Source organism: Acinetobacter shaoyimingii (assembly GCF_011578045.1).
GTDB lineage: Bacteria > Pseudomonadota > Gammaproteobacteria > Pseudomonadales > Moraxellaceae > Acinetobacter > Acinetobacter shaoyimingii.
Genome location: NZ_CP049801.1, coordinates 1,135,394 through 1,153,036, shown reverse-complemented (window position 1 = coordinate 1,153,036; position 17,643 = coordinate 1,135,394). Strand labels below are relative to the sequence as shown.

The following is a 17,643-nucleotide window of genomic DNA, read 5'->3' as shown; positions in this document are numbered from 1 at the left end:
AAAAATGCTAATGAAATTTAAAATAAATAAATTTATTCAAGGCATTATAACTTTTATTTAAGATAATAATATCAATTCAAAAGCTCAAAATAAGCGAATTATATGTAACATTTTCTTTAGTTTTTGTGTTTTTTATCACAGTTTTCACAACTACATCTTGTTCACGAATGTATAAAAAAAATTGCTAAAGCTCACAATTGCTATAGATACTATTTCATCAAGTTTGACATATAACATAATATTTATTTTTTTATATAATTCAGCAATCCTCACAAATAAAATAACATGAACAAAAAAAACACATTTAAAACTTTATATAAAATGCAATGATCAAAAAGTTAAATATTTGAACTATAAAGCCCACCAATAAAAATTGGGTAGTGCTTAAATCTAACGTGTTACCCACTTAATCCTCATGTCTTGATTGTATTTTAATAAAAACATATGCAAGACAGCTTCATGATTTTCTTTCTTCTTCGAAAAGCTTAAAGTTTTCCGTGTAAAATGCCCTAAGCGATTTCTTAATGTGGCATTGAACCGCTCAACATGGTTCGTTAAACCTGTATGTTTACCTACAGAGCGATGGGTAGTAGGATCAAATACCTCAGCATAACTTGACCAATAATCACTATATGTTGCTAAATTAAAGTAGGCTGTGGGAATACGGCAACGTAAATCTGTACACGTTTTATCATTACGCTGACCACACACATAAGCCACTACTTGGCGTGTACGACGGCAGAGCGCAATCCAAGTCCAAACCTTATGACAACGGGCTTTTACGAAACTCCACAGTTCATCAAGTTCAAGGAGATCTGTTGGACGAGCATCAAGTAATTCGTCACTCAGTTTTCTGTTCTTTACTTTTTTTTATCCAGCCCATCAGTGTTTCAGGTGCAACACCGAATAGACGCTGCATGCCTCTCAAACTGCCTCGTTCAAGATAGGTACTGATAATGAGTTCTTTCTGTTCTTCGGTATATTTAACTTTGGGGTTGAGTACACTAGAGCGCCCACAATCTTTACATCTGAACTGTGCATTCCCACTTTTGTTGTGACCATTCTTATGGATATTGGGTGATTGGCAACGGGTGCAGACATAAGTTATCGTTTCTATGATCATGTTAAAGATCTTTTACTCAGGGATTTTCACGTCTATTCTAGATTAAAACACGTTGCTTTTGAACATTACCAAAACTTTATATAAAATGCAATGATCAAAAAGTTAAATATTTGAACTATAAAGCCCACCAATAAAAATTGATTATTTTTTCATAAAATTTTAAAAAAATTAAGAATATCAAATATTAATTTATGAGTAGCATTAGAATAAGAAAAATACACAACAATATATATCATCTGAAAAATTCAATTAAATTGATTTCATATTTCATACATTTTCAAAATAGATAATGAATAGAATTTATTACTTATAATTCATATATATCAATAATTTAAAACCAAATAAAGTTAGGCATATCCTCTGTGATGAGGTGATGTCTCAAGGTCTGTTCCTGACTTGAACTTGAAGAGAGTTTTTCTAGCATCATTTCAACCTCGTCACTACATTGCACATCCTTAAAATTTTTCTATAGCAGTTACCTTTCTCGATCAAATCAATACTTATAGAAAATAGAATTAGATGGATTAGATCAACACTTATCAAAGCTCAAAAATTTTTAAAAGAAACATGAAATGATGCTTTAAAAAATCTAAAAATTTATTTTTCTGGATTGAAATATTTTTATAAAACTTTCATTTTTATTATTTTAGTTCAGTAACTTCTTTCAATATTTTTCTTCGGAGTATTTATTCAACATCATACCACTTCTTTAATAAACACTCCGAAGAATACAATATCAATTCATAGTTTTTGCATGCTGAATACTTTCATAAGCATGTAACTCTTCATAATCAGTTGGATTATAAGCACAAGCACTGAGTAATAGAGCAACTGCAGCAAAAACGAGAGATTTATACATTGCATGTATCCTAATAAATAATAGATAAAATCACATCATGTCGACAATAACTCATGGGGAGCATTTGTTGGCGAGGGCAAGTATAGTTAATTTGTGTAAAGAATGGTCATGGATAAATTGAATGACTTTTATTATATTTATAGATTTTATAAGCTAATCAGCAATTTAACTAAGAAATTTAATCATAAAAATTTTGTTAATAATTATAGGTATAAAGCCAAAAATTAGCCTAACTATTGTCACCATATGATAATTTAATATTTTTTAAAAAGTTGACCAAACGATCAAATTATAGACAATAAAATTATGATTGGTTATTTTCAGTATGTAATCATTATACAAATAATATTATTTTTTGTGTTTTTTTTAGTAATTTATGAATAAAGATTTCCATTCATCATGTTGATTCATTATTTTTTAAACATAATTTCAAAGTAAGATTCTACAGATATTTTTAATTTATAATTAAATAGCACTTTATATTTTATATTATTCAACTTTCATTTTAACTATGAAATGAAAATTTGAACGCTTCATGATTCTGACCCACATATTTATTTTTATAAGAATTATGTCAAGCAAAATAATAAAAATTCATTCGAGTAAAGCCAACTTAAGTTAAGAAATAAAAACTGCGTTTATATATAGTAAATCTGCTATAAAAATCAAAAATTAATTTTTAATGCCCTGTATTTTTATCAGCTAATTTTTATTATTCTGCATCGTCTTCCGATCTATTTAAAATAATTGAATGGCAACTTTAAATAAGCAATGCCATTTTCTTCAGGTTTGGGAAATTGACCTGCATTCATATTGATTTGAATTGATGGCAAAATCAGTTTCGGCATATCTAAAGTCGCATCACGCTGTTGCCGCATCTGGATAAAATCATGTTTTTGAGTTGTGGCTTGAATGTGAATATTTTTGTTTTTTTGCGTTGCAATATCTGTTTCATGTTGAAATTTGCTACGCCCTTCAGGCAAATAGTCATGACATAAAAAGACTCGCGTCTCATCGGGTAATTCATACAGTTTTTGCACAGAATCGAATAAATCGGCTGCACTACCATTAGGAAAATCACAGCGCGCAGTACCGTAGTCTGGCATGAATAACGTATCTCCGATAAATACAGCATCACCAATCACATAGCTTAAACAGGCAGGCGTATGTCCCGGCGTTGGTATGTTGTAGGCCTTAAGTTCGCCGATATTGAAGGTTTCATGATCTGCAAATAAATAATCGAAAGGTTGCTGTGTATTGAAAATTTTAAAATCAAGATGATAGATAAAACTAAAAGTCTTCTGTACTTGTTCTATTTTTTGACTAGTGGCAATTTTTCCACCCAGTTTAGACTTTAAATATTGAGATGCAGTCAGATGATCTGCATGAACATGGGTTTCCAAAATCCATTCAACGTTCAAATCATGCTGTTGAATAAATTGGACTATTTCATCTGCATGCTGAGTAGAGGTTGTCGCTGAAGCAGCATCATAATCCAAAACACTGTCAATAATGGCGCAGTGCTTGCTGAAGGGATCGGCCACCACATAACTAAAAGTATGGGTATTTTCATCAAAAAAATGCTGTATTTGTGGTGTTTTAGACATCAGCTTTCTCCTGAAGTTTTACGGAACACATAAACACCCACTAACATTGCCACAATAAAATAGAGCGCTTCATAATGCCCTAGTCCTAATAAGGTAAAACTTGGCGCAGGACAAATTCCTGCGATCCCCCAACCAATTCCAAATATCAGACTACCAAAGACCAATTTAGCATCGATTTTTTTATTTGTCGGTAACTGAATGTTTTCCTTAAATAGGGTTTTAGGTTGTTGACTTCGCACTGCTTTTTGAAATGGAATAAATGCCACTAAAATCGCCCCGATCATCACAAAAGCTAAACTCGCATCCCAATGACCAAACACATCTAAAAAATCGAGCACTTTTTGAGGGTTCGACATGCCAGATACAATCAATCCAACAGAAAATAATCCACCTAAAACAAATGCTAAAATATTTTTCATCGCCCTGCCCCTATCACATGACGAATCACATAAACCGTGATAAACCCTGCCAACATAAATGTCAGCGTAGCGACAATTGAACGCATAGATAAACGACTCATGCCACAAATACCATGTCCACTGGTACAGCCTGAACCTAAACGAGTTCCATAGCCTACCAATAAGCCTGCGACAATCATCCACATGGGTGATGCATCCAATTCAATAGTCGGTGCAGTAAAAGTACTATATAGAAATGGTGTGATGACAAGTCCCAACATAAACCACAGCGCAGGTGTTTTCATGACTGTTTTTGGATTCAGCACTTGAGCAATAAGACCACTGACGCCTGCTATACGCCCGTGTAGATATAAATATCCCACCACAGAAACGCCCAGTAAGCTGCCGCCCAATAAGGCCAAGACATAATCGTGCATTTGAATTCACGCCATTTACAATATTTAACTTTATATTATATAATTTTATAAATTGTTCAAGCGCAATGTTTATTCACTGTAGGTATATGAAATCTATCTTATGGAAACTCAAATTCTTTTAGACAATCCTTATTTAGAAAAATTTCAAGGAGATAAACTCGATACCGTTACTGCTAGGCTGAAGGTTTTATCGAATCCTGATCGTTTAAAAATTTTATGTGTCTTGGTGAATCAGGAACTACATGTACAACAGATAGAAAATTTCACTCAAATTCGACAACCGACTTTGTCTCAGCAATTAACCGTACTGAGACAAACAAATATTGTTGTCACACGTCGTGAAGGTAAACAGATTTATTATCAGATTCAAGATCAAAATGTCTTGAAACTGATGCAGACTCTAGATGCACTGTATTGTAGTTCTCAGCATGAGGACTAAAAAAATCAAGCAATACTAACTTTAGGCGATTTTGATTAGCATAGAGTGATAAATTGTTTTTATCTCAAAGTGGCATTTTAGATACCATAACCACATCAAACAGTGACTTGTAAAATCAGAGATTAAAAATCAAGATCAATATTTTCTACAACCGAACTGACCATATCCAAAGCACCTTGGCCTAATTCCACAGCTAAATCGACTAAGGCAACAGGGTCTATACCACTGGTCCAATCAGAAGTACTGGAATTTTCTTGTTGTTGTGGATCGTCCTCTGCTTGAATAGATTCAATAGATGGCTGAGGATGTTCTGTTTGTAGATCTTCTTGTTGCTGGTTTTTTTGTTGCTGATTTTTATGTTGAAAATTTTGTTCTAAAAGTGATTTCTGATTGTTCATTGTTATTCATCTAAAATCTAAAAATTTAATCATCATGTAGTTTAGAATTTAAACACATAAAAAGGAAGTACGATCACTTCCTTTTTAGCGTTATTCATTTTTGGAATGGATTTATTTCTTCGCTATTGTTCAGCCTAACGATAGACAATCCCGCCATCGGTCATAATGGATTGTCCTGTAATATAGTCTGAGTCATCACTGGCAAGGAACGCCACCAAGGCAGCCACATCTTCAGGGGTTTGCGCACGCCCTAGAGCAATTCCTTCAACAAATTTTTGATAGGTCTCTCCGACTGGCGCGCCAGTCACTTCTGAAAAGCGTTTATCAATCTCTACCCACATATCGGTGCCGACACCCCCTGGACAATAGGCATTTACAGTTATACCGTTGCTCGCATATTCTTTGGCTGCGGCTTGAGTTAAAGCTCTGACGGCGAACTTGGTTGCCGAATAAACGCCCAACATAGCAAAAACATCATGTGCCGCAATGGAAGCCGCATTAATAATTTTGCCTTTTTGCTTGCGTTGTATGAATTTCTTTGCCGCTGCCTGAATGCCCCATAAAACGCCACCGACATTGATGTCGTTAATTTTATGAAATTCCTCTGGTGTCACTTGACTGATTGGCTGAACTTGGGCAATGCCTGCATTATTAATCATCACATCAAAACCACCTAAGCTTTGCTCAGCATGCTCTATGGCTTGAGTGATTTGCTCTAATTGACTGACATCAGCAACAAACGCACTCGCCTTGACACCGATCTGTTCCACTTCTTGTTGTACTTGTTTTAAATCATTTTCATTTAAATCGACAAGTGCGATATGTACACCTTCTTCAGCCAAACGCAAAGCAATACCACGCCCAATCCCTTTTCCAGCGCCAGTGACTATGGCAATCTTGTTATTTAATCCTTTAGACATTTTATCGTTCCTCCAATGAACATCACTTTGAGAAAATGAGTATCTGATTTAAATTGTATTTATAAGACTTTGCTGTCATTGATGTGGCTGTCTTCACAGCCCGATCGAATTATTTTATTTCAAATATGAATCGCTCGATTGAGCGCCGCCAAAATTGATTCATGCATCGCTTCCGATAAGGTCGGATGTGGGAATATCACCTGACTTAAGCTTTCATCGGTGGCTTCCAAATGCTGCGCAATCGCAAAACCTTGAATATGTTCAGTCACATCGTGACCCACCATATGTGCGCCCAATAACTCACCACTCTTATCATCAAAGATGGTTTTCACAAAACCTTGCGTAGCCCCAATCGCTAAAGCCTTACCATTGGACTGATAGGGAAAACGTCCTACTCGAATCTGTTTACCAGTGGCTTTGGCTTGTTGTTCTGTTAAACCAATGCTGGCCACTTGTGGATGGGTATAAATACAACCTGGGATACGATCACGTTGCAAAGGATGTACACCTTCCACTCCTGCGATTTTCTCGACACAAACAATGGCTTCATGACTGGCTTTATGTGCAAGACAAGGTGCACCTGCGACATCGCCAATGGCATAGACACCCACCACATTGGTTTTGCACCACGCATCTGTGGCAATGAATCCACGATCCAGTTTAATACCTAAGACATCAAGTCCTAAATCATCAATATTCGGTTTGACACCAATTGCTGAAAGCACTCGATCAAAAGTATAGGTTTGAACGCCTTGCGTGGTTTTGATATGGCATCTCACCCCTTGATCATGCATATAAATTGACTCGATAGACGCTTGCGTCAACACTTGTATGCCACGTTGTTGAAACTGTTTGTGCATAAATGCAGCCACTTCAGCATCTTCAGTTGGCAAAATATGATCTGCAATATCAATCAATGTCACTTCTGTTCCTAAGTCAGCATAAAGACTGGCAAACTCACTGCCAATTGCGCCTGAACCAATCACCAACAGTGATTTAGGCAACGCTTTCGGAACCAAAGCATGTTTGTAGTTCCAGACCCGTTCACCATCGACAGGGACTTGTGGCAGACTTGCTGCATGTGCACCAGTCGCCACGATAATATGCGGTGCTGACAAATATTGTGTTTTTCCCTCAATCGTGGTCAGTTCAAGGCGCTCTTTAGCAATAAATTTGGCTTTGGCGTTAAAGACTTGAATCTGATTTTTCTTAAGCAGCTGCTCAATGCCCTGTACCAGTTGTCCTGAAACACGTCGGCTATGTGCCACTAACGTGTCTAAATCAAATTGCACATCCTGCACATGAAAACCAAAGGTTTTTGCACTTTTAAGCTGATGTTTAACCTCAGCCCCTTGCAATAAAGCTTTGGTCGGAATACAGCCCCAATTCAGACAAATTCCGCCCAAATGTTCAGCCTCAATAATGGCAGTTTTCAGTCCCAATTGTGCAGCACGAATGGCAGCGACATAACCACCCGGTCCAGCACCAATCACGATGAGATCAAATTGAATATCTGACATAAGCCGCTCCTACACTAAAATTAATGCAGGATTTTCAACATACTGCTTAAAAACTGATAAAAATTTTGCCCCTAAAGCACCATCAATCACTCGATGATCGCAAGACAAGGTTGCCGTCACTATTTCACGAATCACCACCGTATCTTTTTTAACCACGGTGCGTTTTTCCGATGCGCCTAAGGCTAAAATTGCGCCTTGAGGTGGGTTAATAATCGCATCAAAATGTTTAATGCCCAGCATCCCTAAATTGGAAATACTAAAGCTGCCGCCTTGGAATTCGTCAGGTTTTAATTTTCCAGTTTTGGCACGTGTTGCTAGATCACGCATTTCATTGGAAATATCCGACAGCGATTTTTGATTGGCAGATTTCACAATCGGGGTAATCAATCCATTATCGATGGCTACTGCCACAGAAATATCCGCTTGATCAAATTGAATAATCTGCTGTTTGTCTTCATCAAACTGTACATTTACTTGTGGAACTTTCACTAAAGCTGCCGCCGCAGACTTGATCAGCATGTCATTGATCGACAATTTTACTTCAGGCACGGTGTTGTTAATTTGCTGACGCAAGGCCTGAATCGCTTCGACATTTAAGTCAATCACTAATCTGAAATGCGGTGCATTACGTTTCGCTACCTGTAACCGAGAGGCAATTGCACGGCGCATGCCATTCATTTCAACGACAGTTTTTTGTGGAGCGGTTTGAACCGTTTGTTCTGATTGATGGCTTTGTGTCGCTTGATTTCCTGCCTGTTGACGGAAATACACCGCTTCGACATCTTCCTTACAAATCCGCCCTCGACTACCTGATTGACGACAATCATGTAAATTGATACCCCACTGTTTTGCCAAGCGTCGTGCGACTGGTGTTGCAGGCACCTGTGAATCATCTTGAGTCGATTTGTGCTGCTGTGTACTCGCTTGCTGTGCCGATGCTTTCGGCTGATCTGGCCATTGCCCTCCTGCCGCAATGACCGCCTGTTTTAAATCGGCAACACTGATGCGACCTTCACGTCCAGAGCCTGTGACTTTGCTTAAATTAACCTGATGCTGTTCTGCCAGTTTTAAAGCATGTGGTGTGGCAAAAATATCCGCCGATACATTAAAACCTCGTAGTGCTTCAGGAATGACATAAGTTTGAGCGCCTTGCTCAGACTTAGGTACATTCGGTGTAGAAGTTGGTGTCGAAGAAGCTGTCGAAATTTGTTCTTCGGCCAAATTTTGCTGTGACGAATTTTGATGAGATGAATTCTGCTGTTCAGTTTGTTCGGTAGTCGATTGATGCTGAACTTGTTCTTCTGTGCTTGATGTTGAAGATGTAACGCCATTTAATGATTGTATAAAAGCCTGAATATCATTATCTGAAACATCTGCTTCTGCACAGACTGCAATAAATCCACCCACCACCAAGGTATCACCTTCATGCGCAATAATCTTACGCAACGTCCCTTCAAATGGTGCTTCTAAGACATTGACAATTTTGGTGGTTTCAATCTCGCAAATGTCTTGCCCTTTACTAAAATGATCCCCTTCTTGAATTAACCATTGCGCAATCGTCCCTTCTTCCATGGACAGACCCCATTTGGGGATCTCTAAAGTTTTAATATCGCTCATGCTAAGCCTCCAAAACTTTACGAACAGCCTGTTCAATGCGTTCTACACTTGGCAACCATTCTTTTTCCAAGACTGGAGAAAATGGCACAGGAGAATGCGGAGGTGTCACCAATTCAATTGGCGCTTTTAAATAATGAAAGCCTTTTTGTGCAATCAGTGCTGCGACATCATGGGCAAAACCACAGCGTGCAGCAGATTCATCGACAATCACGACTCTGCCTGTCGATGCCACAGACTCTAATATGCCTTCTTCATCTAATGGTGAAATAGTTCGAGGATCGACCACTTCTACCGAAATGCCTTCTTTGGCCAATTTATCCGCGACTTCATTGGCACGATGTACCATCAAACTCAGCGCAATAATGGTGATGTCTGTACCTTCACGGGTGTAGTTCACCACGCCAAACGGAATGGTATAAGACTCATCAGGCACTTCATCCTTGATGTCATATAGCAATTTATGTTCACAGAATACGACTGGATCATCATCACGGATGGCTTGAATCAATAAGCCTTTGACATCATAAGCACTGGATGGCACAACCACCTTTAAACCGGGCACAGATGCAAATACGTTATAAGGCGATTGCGAGTGTTGCGCTGCTGCTGAAAAGCCTGCGCCAATCATGCCACGAACCACCATCGGTGCTTTGGCCTTACCACCAAACATATAGCGGAACTTGGCAGCTTGGTTATACAGCATGTCATAACAGACGCCATAAAAATCCATAAACATCAGATCTGCAACGGGTCTTAAACCTGTTGCCGCTGCCCCTGCTGCCATCCCAATAATTGCCGATTCGGTAATAGGTGTATCAATCACGCGCTCCGAACCAAATTCGGTCCAAAGCCCTTTGGTCACACCTAGTACACCACCAAAACCTTCCAATTTATTGTCATCGGTATTTTTACCACCATGACCACCACGGACATCTTCACCGACCACAATCACACTTGGGTCGCGGCGCATTTCCGATTCAATCGCTTCTTTAATCGCGTTTCGATAACTTTTATTTGGCATGTCTAGACTATTCCTTTAGTAAGAGACGTATACATCTGTGGTCAGTTGAGAAACTTCTGGATACTTGGCCGCACGAGCTTTGGCGACGGCATCATCCACTTTGGCTTTGGACGCTGCATCAATCGCATCCAGTTTGGCTTCATCAATTTTGCCTTTAACTTTCTCTCGGAAAATTTTCAGTGGGTCTTTATGTTCTTTGACATAATCGATTTCTTCTTTGGAACGAATTAGCCCAGGGTCTCCTTCAAAATGTCCATAGAAACGATTGGTCACGGTTTCAATCACACTTGGCCCTTCACCATTTCGGGCACGTTGAATTGCACGTTGCGCCACTTCATACACGGCAAAAAAATCAGTTCCATCGACTTTTTCAGCAGGTAAACCAAAGCCAGCTGCACGTCCTGCAATATCCTTACTGCCCACTGCGTAATCGTGTGCAGTTCCTTCACCAAAACCATTGTTTTCAAATACAAAGACCACGGGAAGTTTTAACACCACTGCCATATTGATAGCTTCAAAAGTCAAGCCTTGGTTCGATCCACCATCACCAGTAAAGGACAAGCCAATTCCGCCTGTCTTTAAGGTTTTTGCGGTGAGTGCTGCACCAATCGCCAAAGGAGGCCCACCACCCACAATACCGTTTGCACCGAGCATGCCTTTGTCCAAATCGGCAATGTGCATCGAGCCACCTTTACCACGACACAAACCTTCATCTTTGCCGAAAATTTCCAGCATCATTTTGTGAATATCACAACCTTTGGCAATACAATGCCCATGACCACGATGGGTAGAGGTAATAAAGTCTTTGTCGGTTAAGTTTTCACAAATGCCCACACCTACAGCTTCTTCACCACTGTAAAGATGGATAAAACCAGGGATATCCCCTGAATTATTTTCATCATGCAGTCGATCTTCGAACTCACGAATATCACGCATACGTTCATATGCTGCCAGCAGTTGCTGTTCCGTTAATTGCATATACCATGTCCTTTTTATTTTAAAACCGAATTCATTGCGATTTTAATTTTCCATTCATTTTATTTTAACCACAACCAAATATATAAAACCAAATAATCAAAATAAACATTAGACTAAATATTTTTTTAATTAAAATATAAAAATAAATAAAATAATCCAAACACTTAAAAACAAGTGAAATAATGTAATAAAATATTAATTTTCAAAAACTTAGCAAAACAAACCTTTAACCAACCTTTCTATTTTATAATCAATATATTTATTTAATAAAAAATATAAAAAATATAAAAAATATAAAAAATATAAAAAATATAAACAAATAAACCCAAATGAGTGAGTTTATTCTCTTAATTTACGATTATTAACACTTTAGATATAAAAGGTCATTTCTAAGCATGATCACTCAGGTTAAATTAACCATTGTTGAATTAAACATTAAGCACTGATCGATACAAAACATTGATCAATATACAACTCAGAATATGGATATATTTGAAATTTGACGATAAACAACTGACATATTTGAAAGCAAGGCGCTAACGATCATTAAGGACAATGATATGAACTTGATCAAAATGAAAAAAACAGCACTACAAACCACACATCTAGTGAATACCATGGACGTAAGTGCTGCACCTTTAATTGTTTTACCTGAAGAAAAAGCGAGTTCAGTCTTTTGTCGATCCATTCAACATCAATATCAAAATTTGCATCAAATTGCGCGTGATGCAGATATGGCTATTGGTTTAACAGACTTACACGGTACTTTATTGTGGACGTGGAGTAGTCATTCCATGCTCACTTCGGCAGAACAAGTTCATTTTGTTGAAGGTGGTCATTGGTCAACCCAAGCCGTCGGCACCAATGCAATTGGTTTAGCACTCAATAGTCATACCGCGAGCTGTGTATATTCGCATGAAAATCAAATGAATAGCGTCAGAGACTGGGTGTGTTATGCAGCCCCGATTCATGATCCGATGACAGGGCAACTCCAAGGGATCGTCAATTTATCGACCAAATATAAAAAACACAGCAGTCTAGGTCTGCTGGCTGTTGAACATTGTGCTGAGCTGATTAAAAAAGCCATTCAGTATGAACAAAAAAATGTGCTTATTATTAAAGCCTTAGGCTCTCCCTATGTACAGTTTAATGGTCAACTGTTGAACTTAACTCAACGCCAAATTGAGATTTTATGTATTTTAGCATTACATCGACATGGATTGACTTTAGATGAGTTGCATTATGCGCTGTACGGCGACCGAGAGGTCAGTATAAAAACCTTAAAGTCCGAACTTTCACAGCTTCGACAACTCCTCCCCAACTGTATTGAAACACGGACCTATAAATTGACCTGTGAAGTTGAATGCGATTTTTTTAAAGCTGAACAAGCTTTAAATGGTGGGTTTATTGCCAGCACATTTGCACTCTATCAAGGTAGCTTTCTAGCAAAATCTGAAAGCCCTTTCTTAAGCAATTGGCGACATTGTTTTGATGCTCGTTTGAGTCATCTGATTTATCAAATGCACGATGTGCCTCAATTATTGGCTTTGCTGAGTCGTGTGCCTGAACGCGTGGATGCAATACAACGTTTAATCGATGTTTTACCTGAAGATCATCCCTATCGACTGCATTTCTTACAGATGAATTAGCTGCTGTTAAATGAAAATGTTTAACTTCGTGAATTCCTAAAATTGATCCAATGTTGCTTAGGCTAAATGCTATCGAGAAAAATTGTGCTTAGTGCTTAGTGCTTAGTGCTTAGATAGCATGACTATTCATCATTTAGACTGCATTCAAAATTTTTCGGATCTTGAGAACATCGAACTTTTTTCAAAATTCGCATCATGTCTTTATCGTAATAACCTTCTTTGGTCATTTGAATACGAGCTTCACGCATAATTTTTAGATAGCCTGCTCTTTCTGCATCACGTATATCCATCCAGTATTTGGCAGGAATAGCACGTTCAGTTTTATCGACAAATTCAAAAGCAGGATCAAGCTGTTTGGCAATGATTTCACGCGCAATTGCCCCCATACCATCAGGAAATTTATTGCGATGCATAATGAGCGTGCCTGTCACTTGTATCAGTGGAAATTTAATAATTGCACCTACGACTTTTCCTGATTTATCCTCCAAACCTTTATGCAGTTCTAGGGGATCAAACAAAATGGCAGGTGCTGCCATAATATCGACTTCTTTATTATTAAATTTCCCTCCAACAGAAGTTAGATCGACCGTGACTGGTTGTGCCCCGACGTTTTGAACTAATTTTTTTTGTGTCGCATCAAAATTCATGACTGCAACTTTCTTACCTGCTGCTTTGGGCAAAGTATCAATTCGTCGATCATTCACCATGATATAAGCCGCACCCAATGGCACCACCCCGACCACTTCATAATCTTTATTGATCATTTTCGAATCAAACTCTGGACGCGCCAAAAGCTGAATGACTTGGGTTAATTGTTTATAGCTTTGTACCGCACCAATTGCATCAATACTACCCACAAAGGGGTTGAATTGACGTGCACGTAAATTGCTAATACCAGCACCATCACATTTTTTACTGCGGAAATCTTCAGTGAGCACTCGTTCATCTGTATACACTTTCAAATTTACTGTGGTCGAAGTTTTTTGTTTAAGTTTTGGATAATCCACTTCAATTTGCATTTGCAGTTTCGACGGTCGGGTAATATGCATATTCACCCCAAAGCCTTTAGCCACTTGTGCAATTCGAGGAAGTTCACTGATATAACTGGTGGCCTGTTCAAATGCTTCGCCATTTGCACCATTGGGTGAATAGACACAAAGTAATACTTTTTGCGGGATTTGCTTCCATGTCTTTGGATCATTCAGCATTTTTTTGATTTTTGCAGTGGAATGTTCTGACAAGGTCAAATCGAGTTTTGCTGGCGCAGCATGAGCAACACGCCATTCAGTCAAAAAAGGGATCGCAAATAATCCTACGCTTAGGCTAAAAAAGAATTTTTGAATATTTAAAGTATTCTTTTTCTGAGTTTGATTTACTTGTTTCATAAGGTCTTCCTGACTTGTTCACATGTTTTTCATTGGTTTTTTATAATGATTTTTTGAAATTGAATATTCCGTTTTTTCTTCAACTTGTACTTTGTACTGATATCTAACTGCACTATAAATCTGCCCTACAAAGACTAAGCATTAAGATTCAAATTAGATCAAAGTTAGTCAAAACGAATTGACCCTATTTTTTCTAAGCGAGTCAATTGAGTAAAAAAACAAAAATTATTGGGTAAGCATTTATTTTTATATATTTTTTATTAGATACTATTTATCTGAAAGTGGATTTTGAACAGCAAAAAGACAGTCTAAACTGCCCTTTTGAATGGATATATTTAAAATAAAACCGATCAATAAAAATGCGTATTAAGACTTATTCAGTCGTAAGGCATTTAAAACTACTGACAATGAACTAAGCGACATTGCAATAGCAGCAATCATCGGGGTCAGTAACCACCCTGTGAATGGATAGAATATGCCTGCTGCAACAGGGACACCCAAGCCGTTATACAAGAAAGAAAACGCTAAATTTTGTTTCATGTTTTTCACACCTTGCTGCGCCATTTGAATGGCGTCACAAATCCCACGTATATCACCTTTCACCAAGGTAATTTGGGCTGTTTGCTTCGCAATATCTGTTCCTGTACCCATTGCAATACCGACATTGGCTTGAGCCAAAGCAGGTGCATCATTTATCCCATCCCCAGCCATAGCCACGACTTTCCCTTCGGCTTGGTACTTCTTCACAATCTCTAATTTTTCTTCAGGTGTGCAGTTACCATAGACATGTTGAATACCAAGTTTATCTGCAACATGACGTGCATTTTTTTCATGATCACCTGTTGCCATAACCACATCAACACCACTATTTAACAGTTGTTGAATGACCTGTTTCGCATGCGCTTTAATCGCATCTTGGACAGTGATAATTGCTAAAATTTGCTGTTCTGTGGCTAAGAAGGAAATGACCTGACCAGATTCACGCTCATGATCAAGCAAAGCTTCAAGCTCTGGCTCTATGTCTATGCCCAGTTGTTCAATGAGTTTTTGACTGCCAACAAACATACTAAAACCATCAATTTGCCCACCAACACCAAAACCTGAAAATTCATGAAAATCGGTCACTTCAACATAATCTTCTGACGGAACAATTTTCGCTAAAGTCTGTGCAATCGGATGTGAAGAATATTGTTCTAAAGACGCTATCCACGTTTCAATTTGGTCTTGATCAATATCAGGTTCTACCACGTGAATGTTTTGTACACTCGGCTGCCCTTCAGTCAGTGTTCCTGTTTTATCTACAATGATGGTGTTAACAGCATTCAATGACTCAATGGCTTCTGCATTTTTAAACAGCACTCCTTTTTGTGCTGCCCGTCCAGTGGTCGCCATCACCGACATTGGCGTTGCTAAACCTAAAGCACAAGGACATGCAATAATCAGAACCGCAACGGCGCACATCAGTGCCAAATCAAATTGGGCATGTCCAAAGATCATCCATGTAATAAATGTCAGCACACTAATGCTCAGGACAATCATCACAAAGTATTTAGCCACAACATCGGCCATTTTTTGCAGTGGCGCTTTAGAACGTTGTGCGTCAGCAACCACACGAATCATTTTTGCCAATGTCGTGTTTTGACCCACGGCAGTGGTTTGTATGCGAATACTGCCCTGCTGATTGATCGTTCCACCAATGACGATATCATCCAATTGCTTTTTCACTGGCAATGGCTCACCCGTCATCATCGATTCATCGACATAGGTTTGACCATCAACCACCACACCATCAAGCGGAATGTGTTCACCTGATGAAATTTGTAAAATATCACCTTGATGAATTTGGCTGATCTCAACTTCGACAATCTGATCCTGCTCTACACGTTTTGCAGTATTGGGTTGTAGTTTGAGCAAAGCTTTTAATGAATCCGCTGTTTTGGCACGAGCTTTCAGCTCCATGATTTGTCCAAGCAAACTCAAAGAGACAATCATACACGCCGCTTCAAAATAGACCGCAACGCCATGCCCCGTTTTGGCAGCATCTGGAATTAAACTTGGAAAAACGGTCGCAATCACACTATAAACAAATGCCGCCAAAATCCCGACGCCAATTAAACTCCACATATTTAAATTGCGAGTTTTATAAGAGAACCAGCAACGTTCTAAAAAGGGTTTACCTGCCCAAAGCACTACAGGCAGAGACAACACCAATTCAATCCACGGCTGTATATGAGGTGAAATAAAGGTATGTAGATGTGACCCCATCGCCAAGACAAACACTAAAAGTGTCAGAGGTAATGTTGTCCAGAAACGGCGACTAAAATCCACCAATTCAGGATTCGGACCATCATCTAAGCTGGGTTGCATCGGCTCTAAGGCCATACCACAAATTGGACAAGTTCCCGGTCCTTTTTGCACAATTTCAGGATCCATTGGACAAGTAAACAAAACATCATCCATACCCTCAGGCTGTTTTCGTTCAGCAAAAGGAATCATATAACTTTCAGGATCTTGTTCAAATTTGCTTAAACATGAAGGATTGCAAAAATAATAGGTTTTACCTTGATAGTCTGTTTTTAAATCCGTAGCAGTATCGACAGACATACCACATACAGGATCAATTTCTGTATCCGCTGATGATGCTGTCTCAGTATGTCCACCACAACATGCAGATGCTGTCTGATTTGCATCTATATGATGGTGATGAACCTGCGAAGCTTGTGATGCACCGAGATAATGTTCTGGATCTTGAGCGAATTTATTTAGACAACTTTGACCACAAAAATAATAGCTCTGATCTGCATATGCAAAATGTGGTTTATTTGGATCACTTACAGTCATGCCGCAGACAGGATCAATGGCATGAAACGCTTTTTCGAGTTCATCTGGCTTTTCAGTTTGATTTGAACCAAAGCTACTTTTTTTCGTTAAAGTGACTACATTTGAATCTTTACTGCCTGATGCATCATGCGCAACAGCCTCACCATGAACATGTGCATTCGGATGCTTTTGCTCATTTTTTCCGTCACAACATGAATCAGTTGATTCAACATTAGCTTTTATATTTGAAAGATAAACTTCGGGATGTTGTTGAAATTTTTGTTGACAGCCACTACAGCAAAATAAATATCTTTTCTGATCTAAATCATAAAAATGTGCTGAATCTTCAGACACCGTCATACCACATACTGGATCGATATTGATTATTTCTAATGGTGTTTTTTTTCCAGAACAGCACGATACGTGATTTTCAGTTGACATAAACATGACCCAAATGATGATGTATAATGAG

At 38.4% G+C, this 17,643-nt stretch carries 15 protein-coding genes and 2 pseudogenes; 2 read left to right on the top strand and 15 right to left on the bottom strand.

The window, feature by feature from the left end; genetic code table 11:
* Positions 1-390 precede the first annotated feature (390 nt).
* From G8E00_RS05235 to G8E00_RS05215, 6 genes are all read right to left on the bottom strand, one after another.
* The gene (locus tag G8E00_RS05235) at positions 391-849 is read right to left on the bottom strand and encodes an IS1 family transposase (RefSeq protein WP_166226436.1); all 459 of its coding nucleotides are present in this window, start codon (positions 847-849) and stop codon (positions 391-393) included.
* Positions 842-1,123 (bottom strand): IS1 family transposase, encoded by a 282-nt coding sequence (locus tag G8E00_RS05230; RefSeq protein WP_166222439.1) that lies wholly within the window; start codon positions 1,121-1,123, stop codon positions 842-844. The genes G8E00_RS05235 and G8E00_RS05230 overlap by 8 nt, the downstream gene beginning before the upstream one ends.
* Before the next feature lie 736 nt (positions 1,124-1,859).
* A complete protein-coding gene (locus tag G8E00_RS16470; RefSeq protein WP_264821368.1) occupies positions 1,860-1,982 on the bottom strand; it encodes a putative periplasmic lipoprotein in 123 nt (40 codons plus the stop codon).
* A 734-nt stretch (positions 1,983-2,716) separates the two neighbouring features.
* The gene (locus tag G8E00_RS05225) at positions 2,717-3,589 is read right to left on the bottom strand and encodes an MBL fold metallo-hydrolase (RefSeq protein WP_166222437.1); all 873 of its coding nucleotides are present in this window, start codon (positions 3,587-3,589) and stop codon (positions 2,717-2,719) included.
* Positions 3,589-4,008 carry a DUF6691 family protein gene (locus G8E00_RS05220; protein WP_166222435.1) on the bottom strand — a complete coding sequence of 140 codons (420 nt, stop codon included), beginning with the start codon at positions 4,006-4,008 and terminating at the stop codon, positions 3,589-3,591. The genes G8E00_RS05225 and G8E00_RS05220 overlap by 1 nt, the downstream gene beginning before the upstream one ends.
* The gene (locus G8E00_RS05215; RefSeq protein WP_166222433.1) at positions 4,005-4,424 is read right to left on the bottom strand and encodes a YeeE/YedE family protein; all 420 of its coding nucleotides are present in this window, start codon (positions 4,422-4,424) and stop codon (positions 4,005-4,007) included. The genes G8E00_RS05220 and G8E00_RS05215 overlap by 4 nt, the downstream gene beginning before the upstream one ends.
* Before the next feature lie 100 nt (positions 4,425-4,524).
* On the opposite strand from G8E00_RS05215, the gene G8E00_RS05210 reads away from it, so the two are divergent.
* A complete protein-coding gene (locus tag G8E00_RS05210) occupies positions 4,525-4,863 on the top strand; it encodes an ArsR/SmtB family transcription factor (protein WP_166222431.1) in 339 nt (112 codons plus the stop codon).
* A gap of 122 nt (positions 4,864-4,985) precedes the next feature.
* Here the strand turns inward: G8E00_RS05210 and G8E00_RS05205 are convergent, their stop codons facing one another.
* The 7 genes and pseudogenes from G8E00_RS05205 to G8E00_RS05180 all read right to left on the bottom strand — a co-directional run bounded on the left by G8E00_RS05205 (position 4,986) and on the right by G8E00_RS05180 (position 11,317).
* The gene (locus tag G8E00_RS05205; RefSeq protein WP_166011802.1) at positions 4,986-5,261 is read right to left on the bottom strand and encodes a hypothetical protein; all 276 of its coding nucleotides are present in this window, start codon (positions 5,259-5,261) and stop codon (positions 4,986-4,988) included.
* Between the two features lie 134 nt (positions 5,262-5,395).
* Positions 5,396-6,181 carry an acetoin reductase gene (locus tag G8E00_RS05200; RefSeq protein ID WP_166222429.1) on the bottom strand — a complete coding sequence of 262 codons (786 nt, stop codon included), beginning with the start codon at positions 6,179-6,181 and terminating at the stop codon, positions 5,396-5,398.
* Positions 6,182-6,300: 119 nt separating this feature from the next.
* Positions 6,301-7,701, bottom strand: coding sequence for a dihydrolipoyl dehydrogenase (lpdA, locus tag G8E00_RS05195; RefSeq protein WP_166222418.1), 1,401 nt, complete (start codon positions 7,699-7,701; stop codon positions 6,301-6,303).
* 9 nt (positions 7,702-7,710) lie between these two features.
* Positions 7,711-8,838, bottom strand: a pseudogene (locus G8E00_RS05190) (2-oxo acid dehydrogenase subunit E2); the annotation flags it as partial.
* Between the two features lie 189 nt (positions 8,839-9,027).
* Positions 9,028-9,318, bottom strand: a pseudogene (locus tag G8E00_RS16525) (biotin/lipoyl-containing protein); the annotation flags it as partial.
* 1 nt (position 9,319) lies between these two features.
* Positions 9,320-10,339: an alpha-ketoacid dehydrogenase subunit beta gene (locus G8E00_RS05185; RefSeq protein WP_166222414.1), complete on the bottom strand. Its 1,020-nt coding sequence runs from the start codon at positions 10,337-10,339 to the stop codon at positions 9,320-9,322.
* A gap of 15 nt (positions 10,340-10,354) precedes the next feature.
* Positions 10,355-11,317 carry a thiamine pyrophosphate-dependent dehydrogenase E1 component subunit alpha gene (locus G8E00_RS05180; RefSeq protein WP_166222412.1) on the bottom strand — a complete coding sequence of 321 codons (963 nt, stop codon included), beginning with the start codon at positions 11,315-11,317 and terminating at the stop codon, positions 10,355-10,357.
* A gap of 560 nt (positions 11,318-11,877) precedes the next feature.
* On the opposite strand from G8E00_RS05180, the gene G8E00_RS05175 reads away from it, so the two are divergent.
* Positions 11,878-12,966, top strand: a complete 1,089-nt coding sequence (locus G8E00_RS05175) for a winged helix-turn-helix domain-containing protein (protein ID WP_166222410.1) — start codon at positions 11,878-11,880, stop codon at positions 12,964-12,966.
* A gap of 122 nt (positions 12,967-13,088) precedes the next feature.
* On the opposite strand, the gene G8E00_RS05170 is transcribed toward G8E00_RS05175, so the two are convergent.
* Both G8E00_RS05170 and G8E00_RS05165 read right to left on the bottom strand, forming a co-directional pair.
* Complete coding sequence (locus tag G8E00_RS05170; RefSeq protein ID WP_166222408.1) at positions 13,089-14,351, bottom strand: putative solute-binding protein; 1,263 nt, start codon at positions 14,349-14,351, stop codon at positions 13,089-13,091.
* Between the two features lie 366 nt (positions 14,352-14,717).
* Positions 14,718-17,612 carry a heavy metal translocating P-type ATPase gene (locus G8E00_RS05165; RefSeq protein ID WP_166222406.1) on the bottom strand — a complete coding sequence of 965 codons (2,895 nt, stop codon included), beginning with the start codon at positions 17,610-17,612 and terminating at the stop codon, positions 14,718-14,720.
* Positions 17,613-17,643 lie beyond the last annotated feature (31 nt).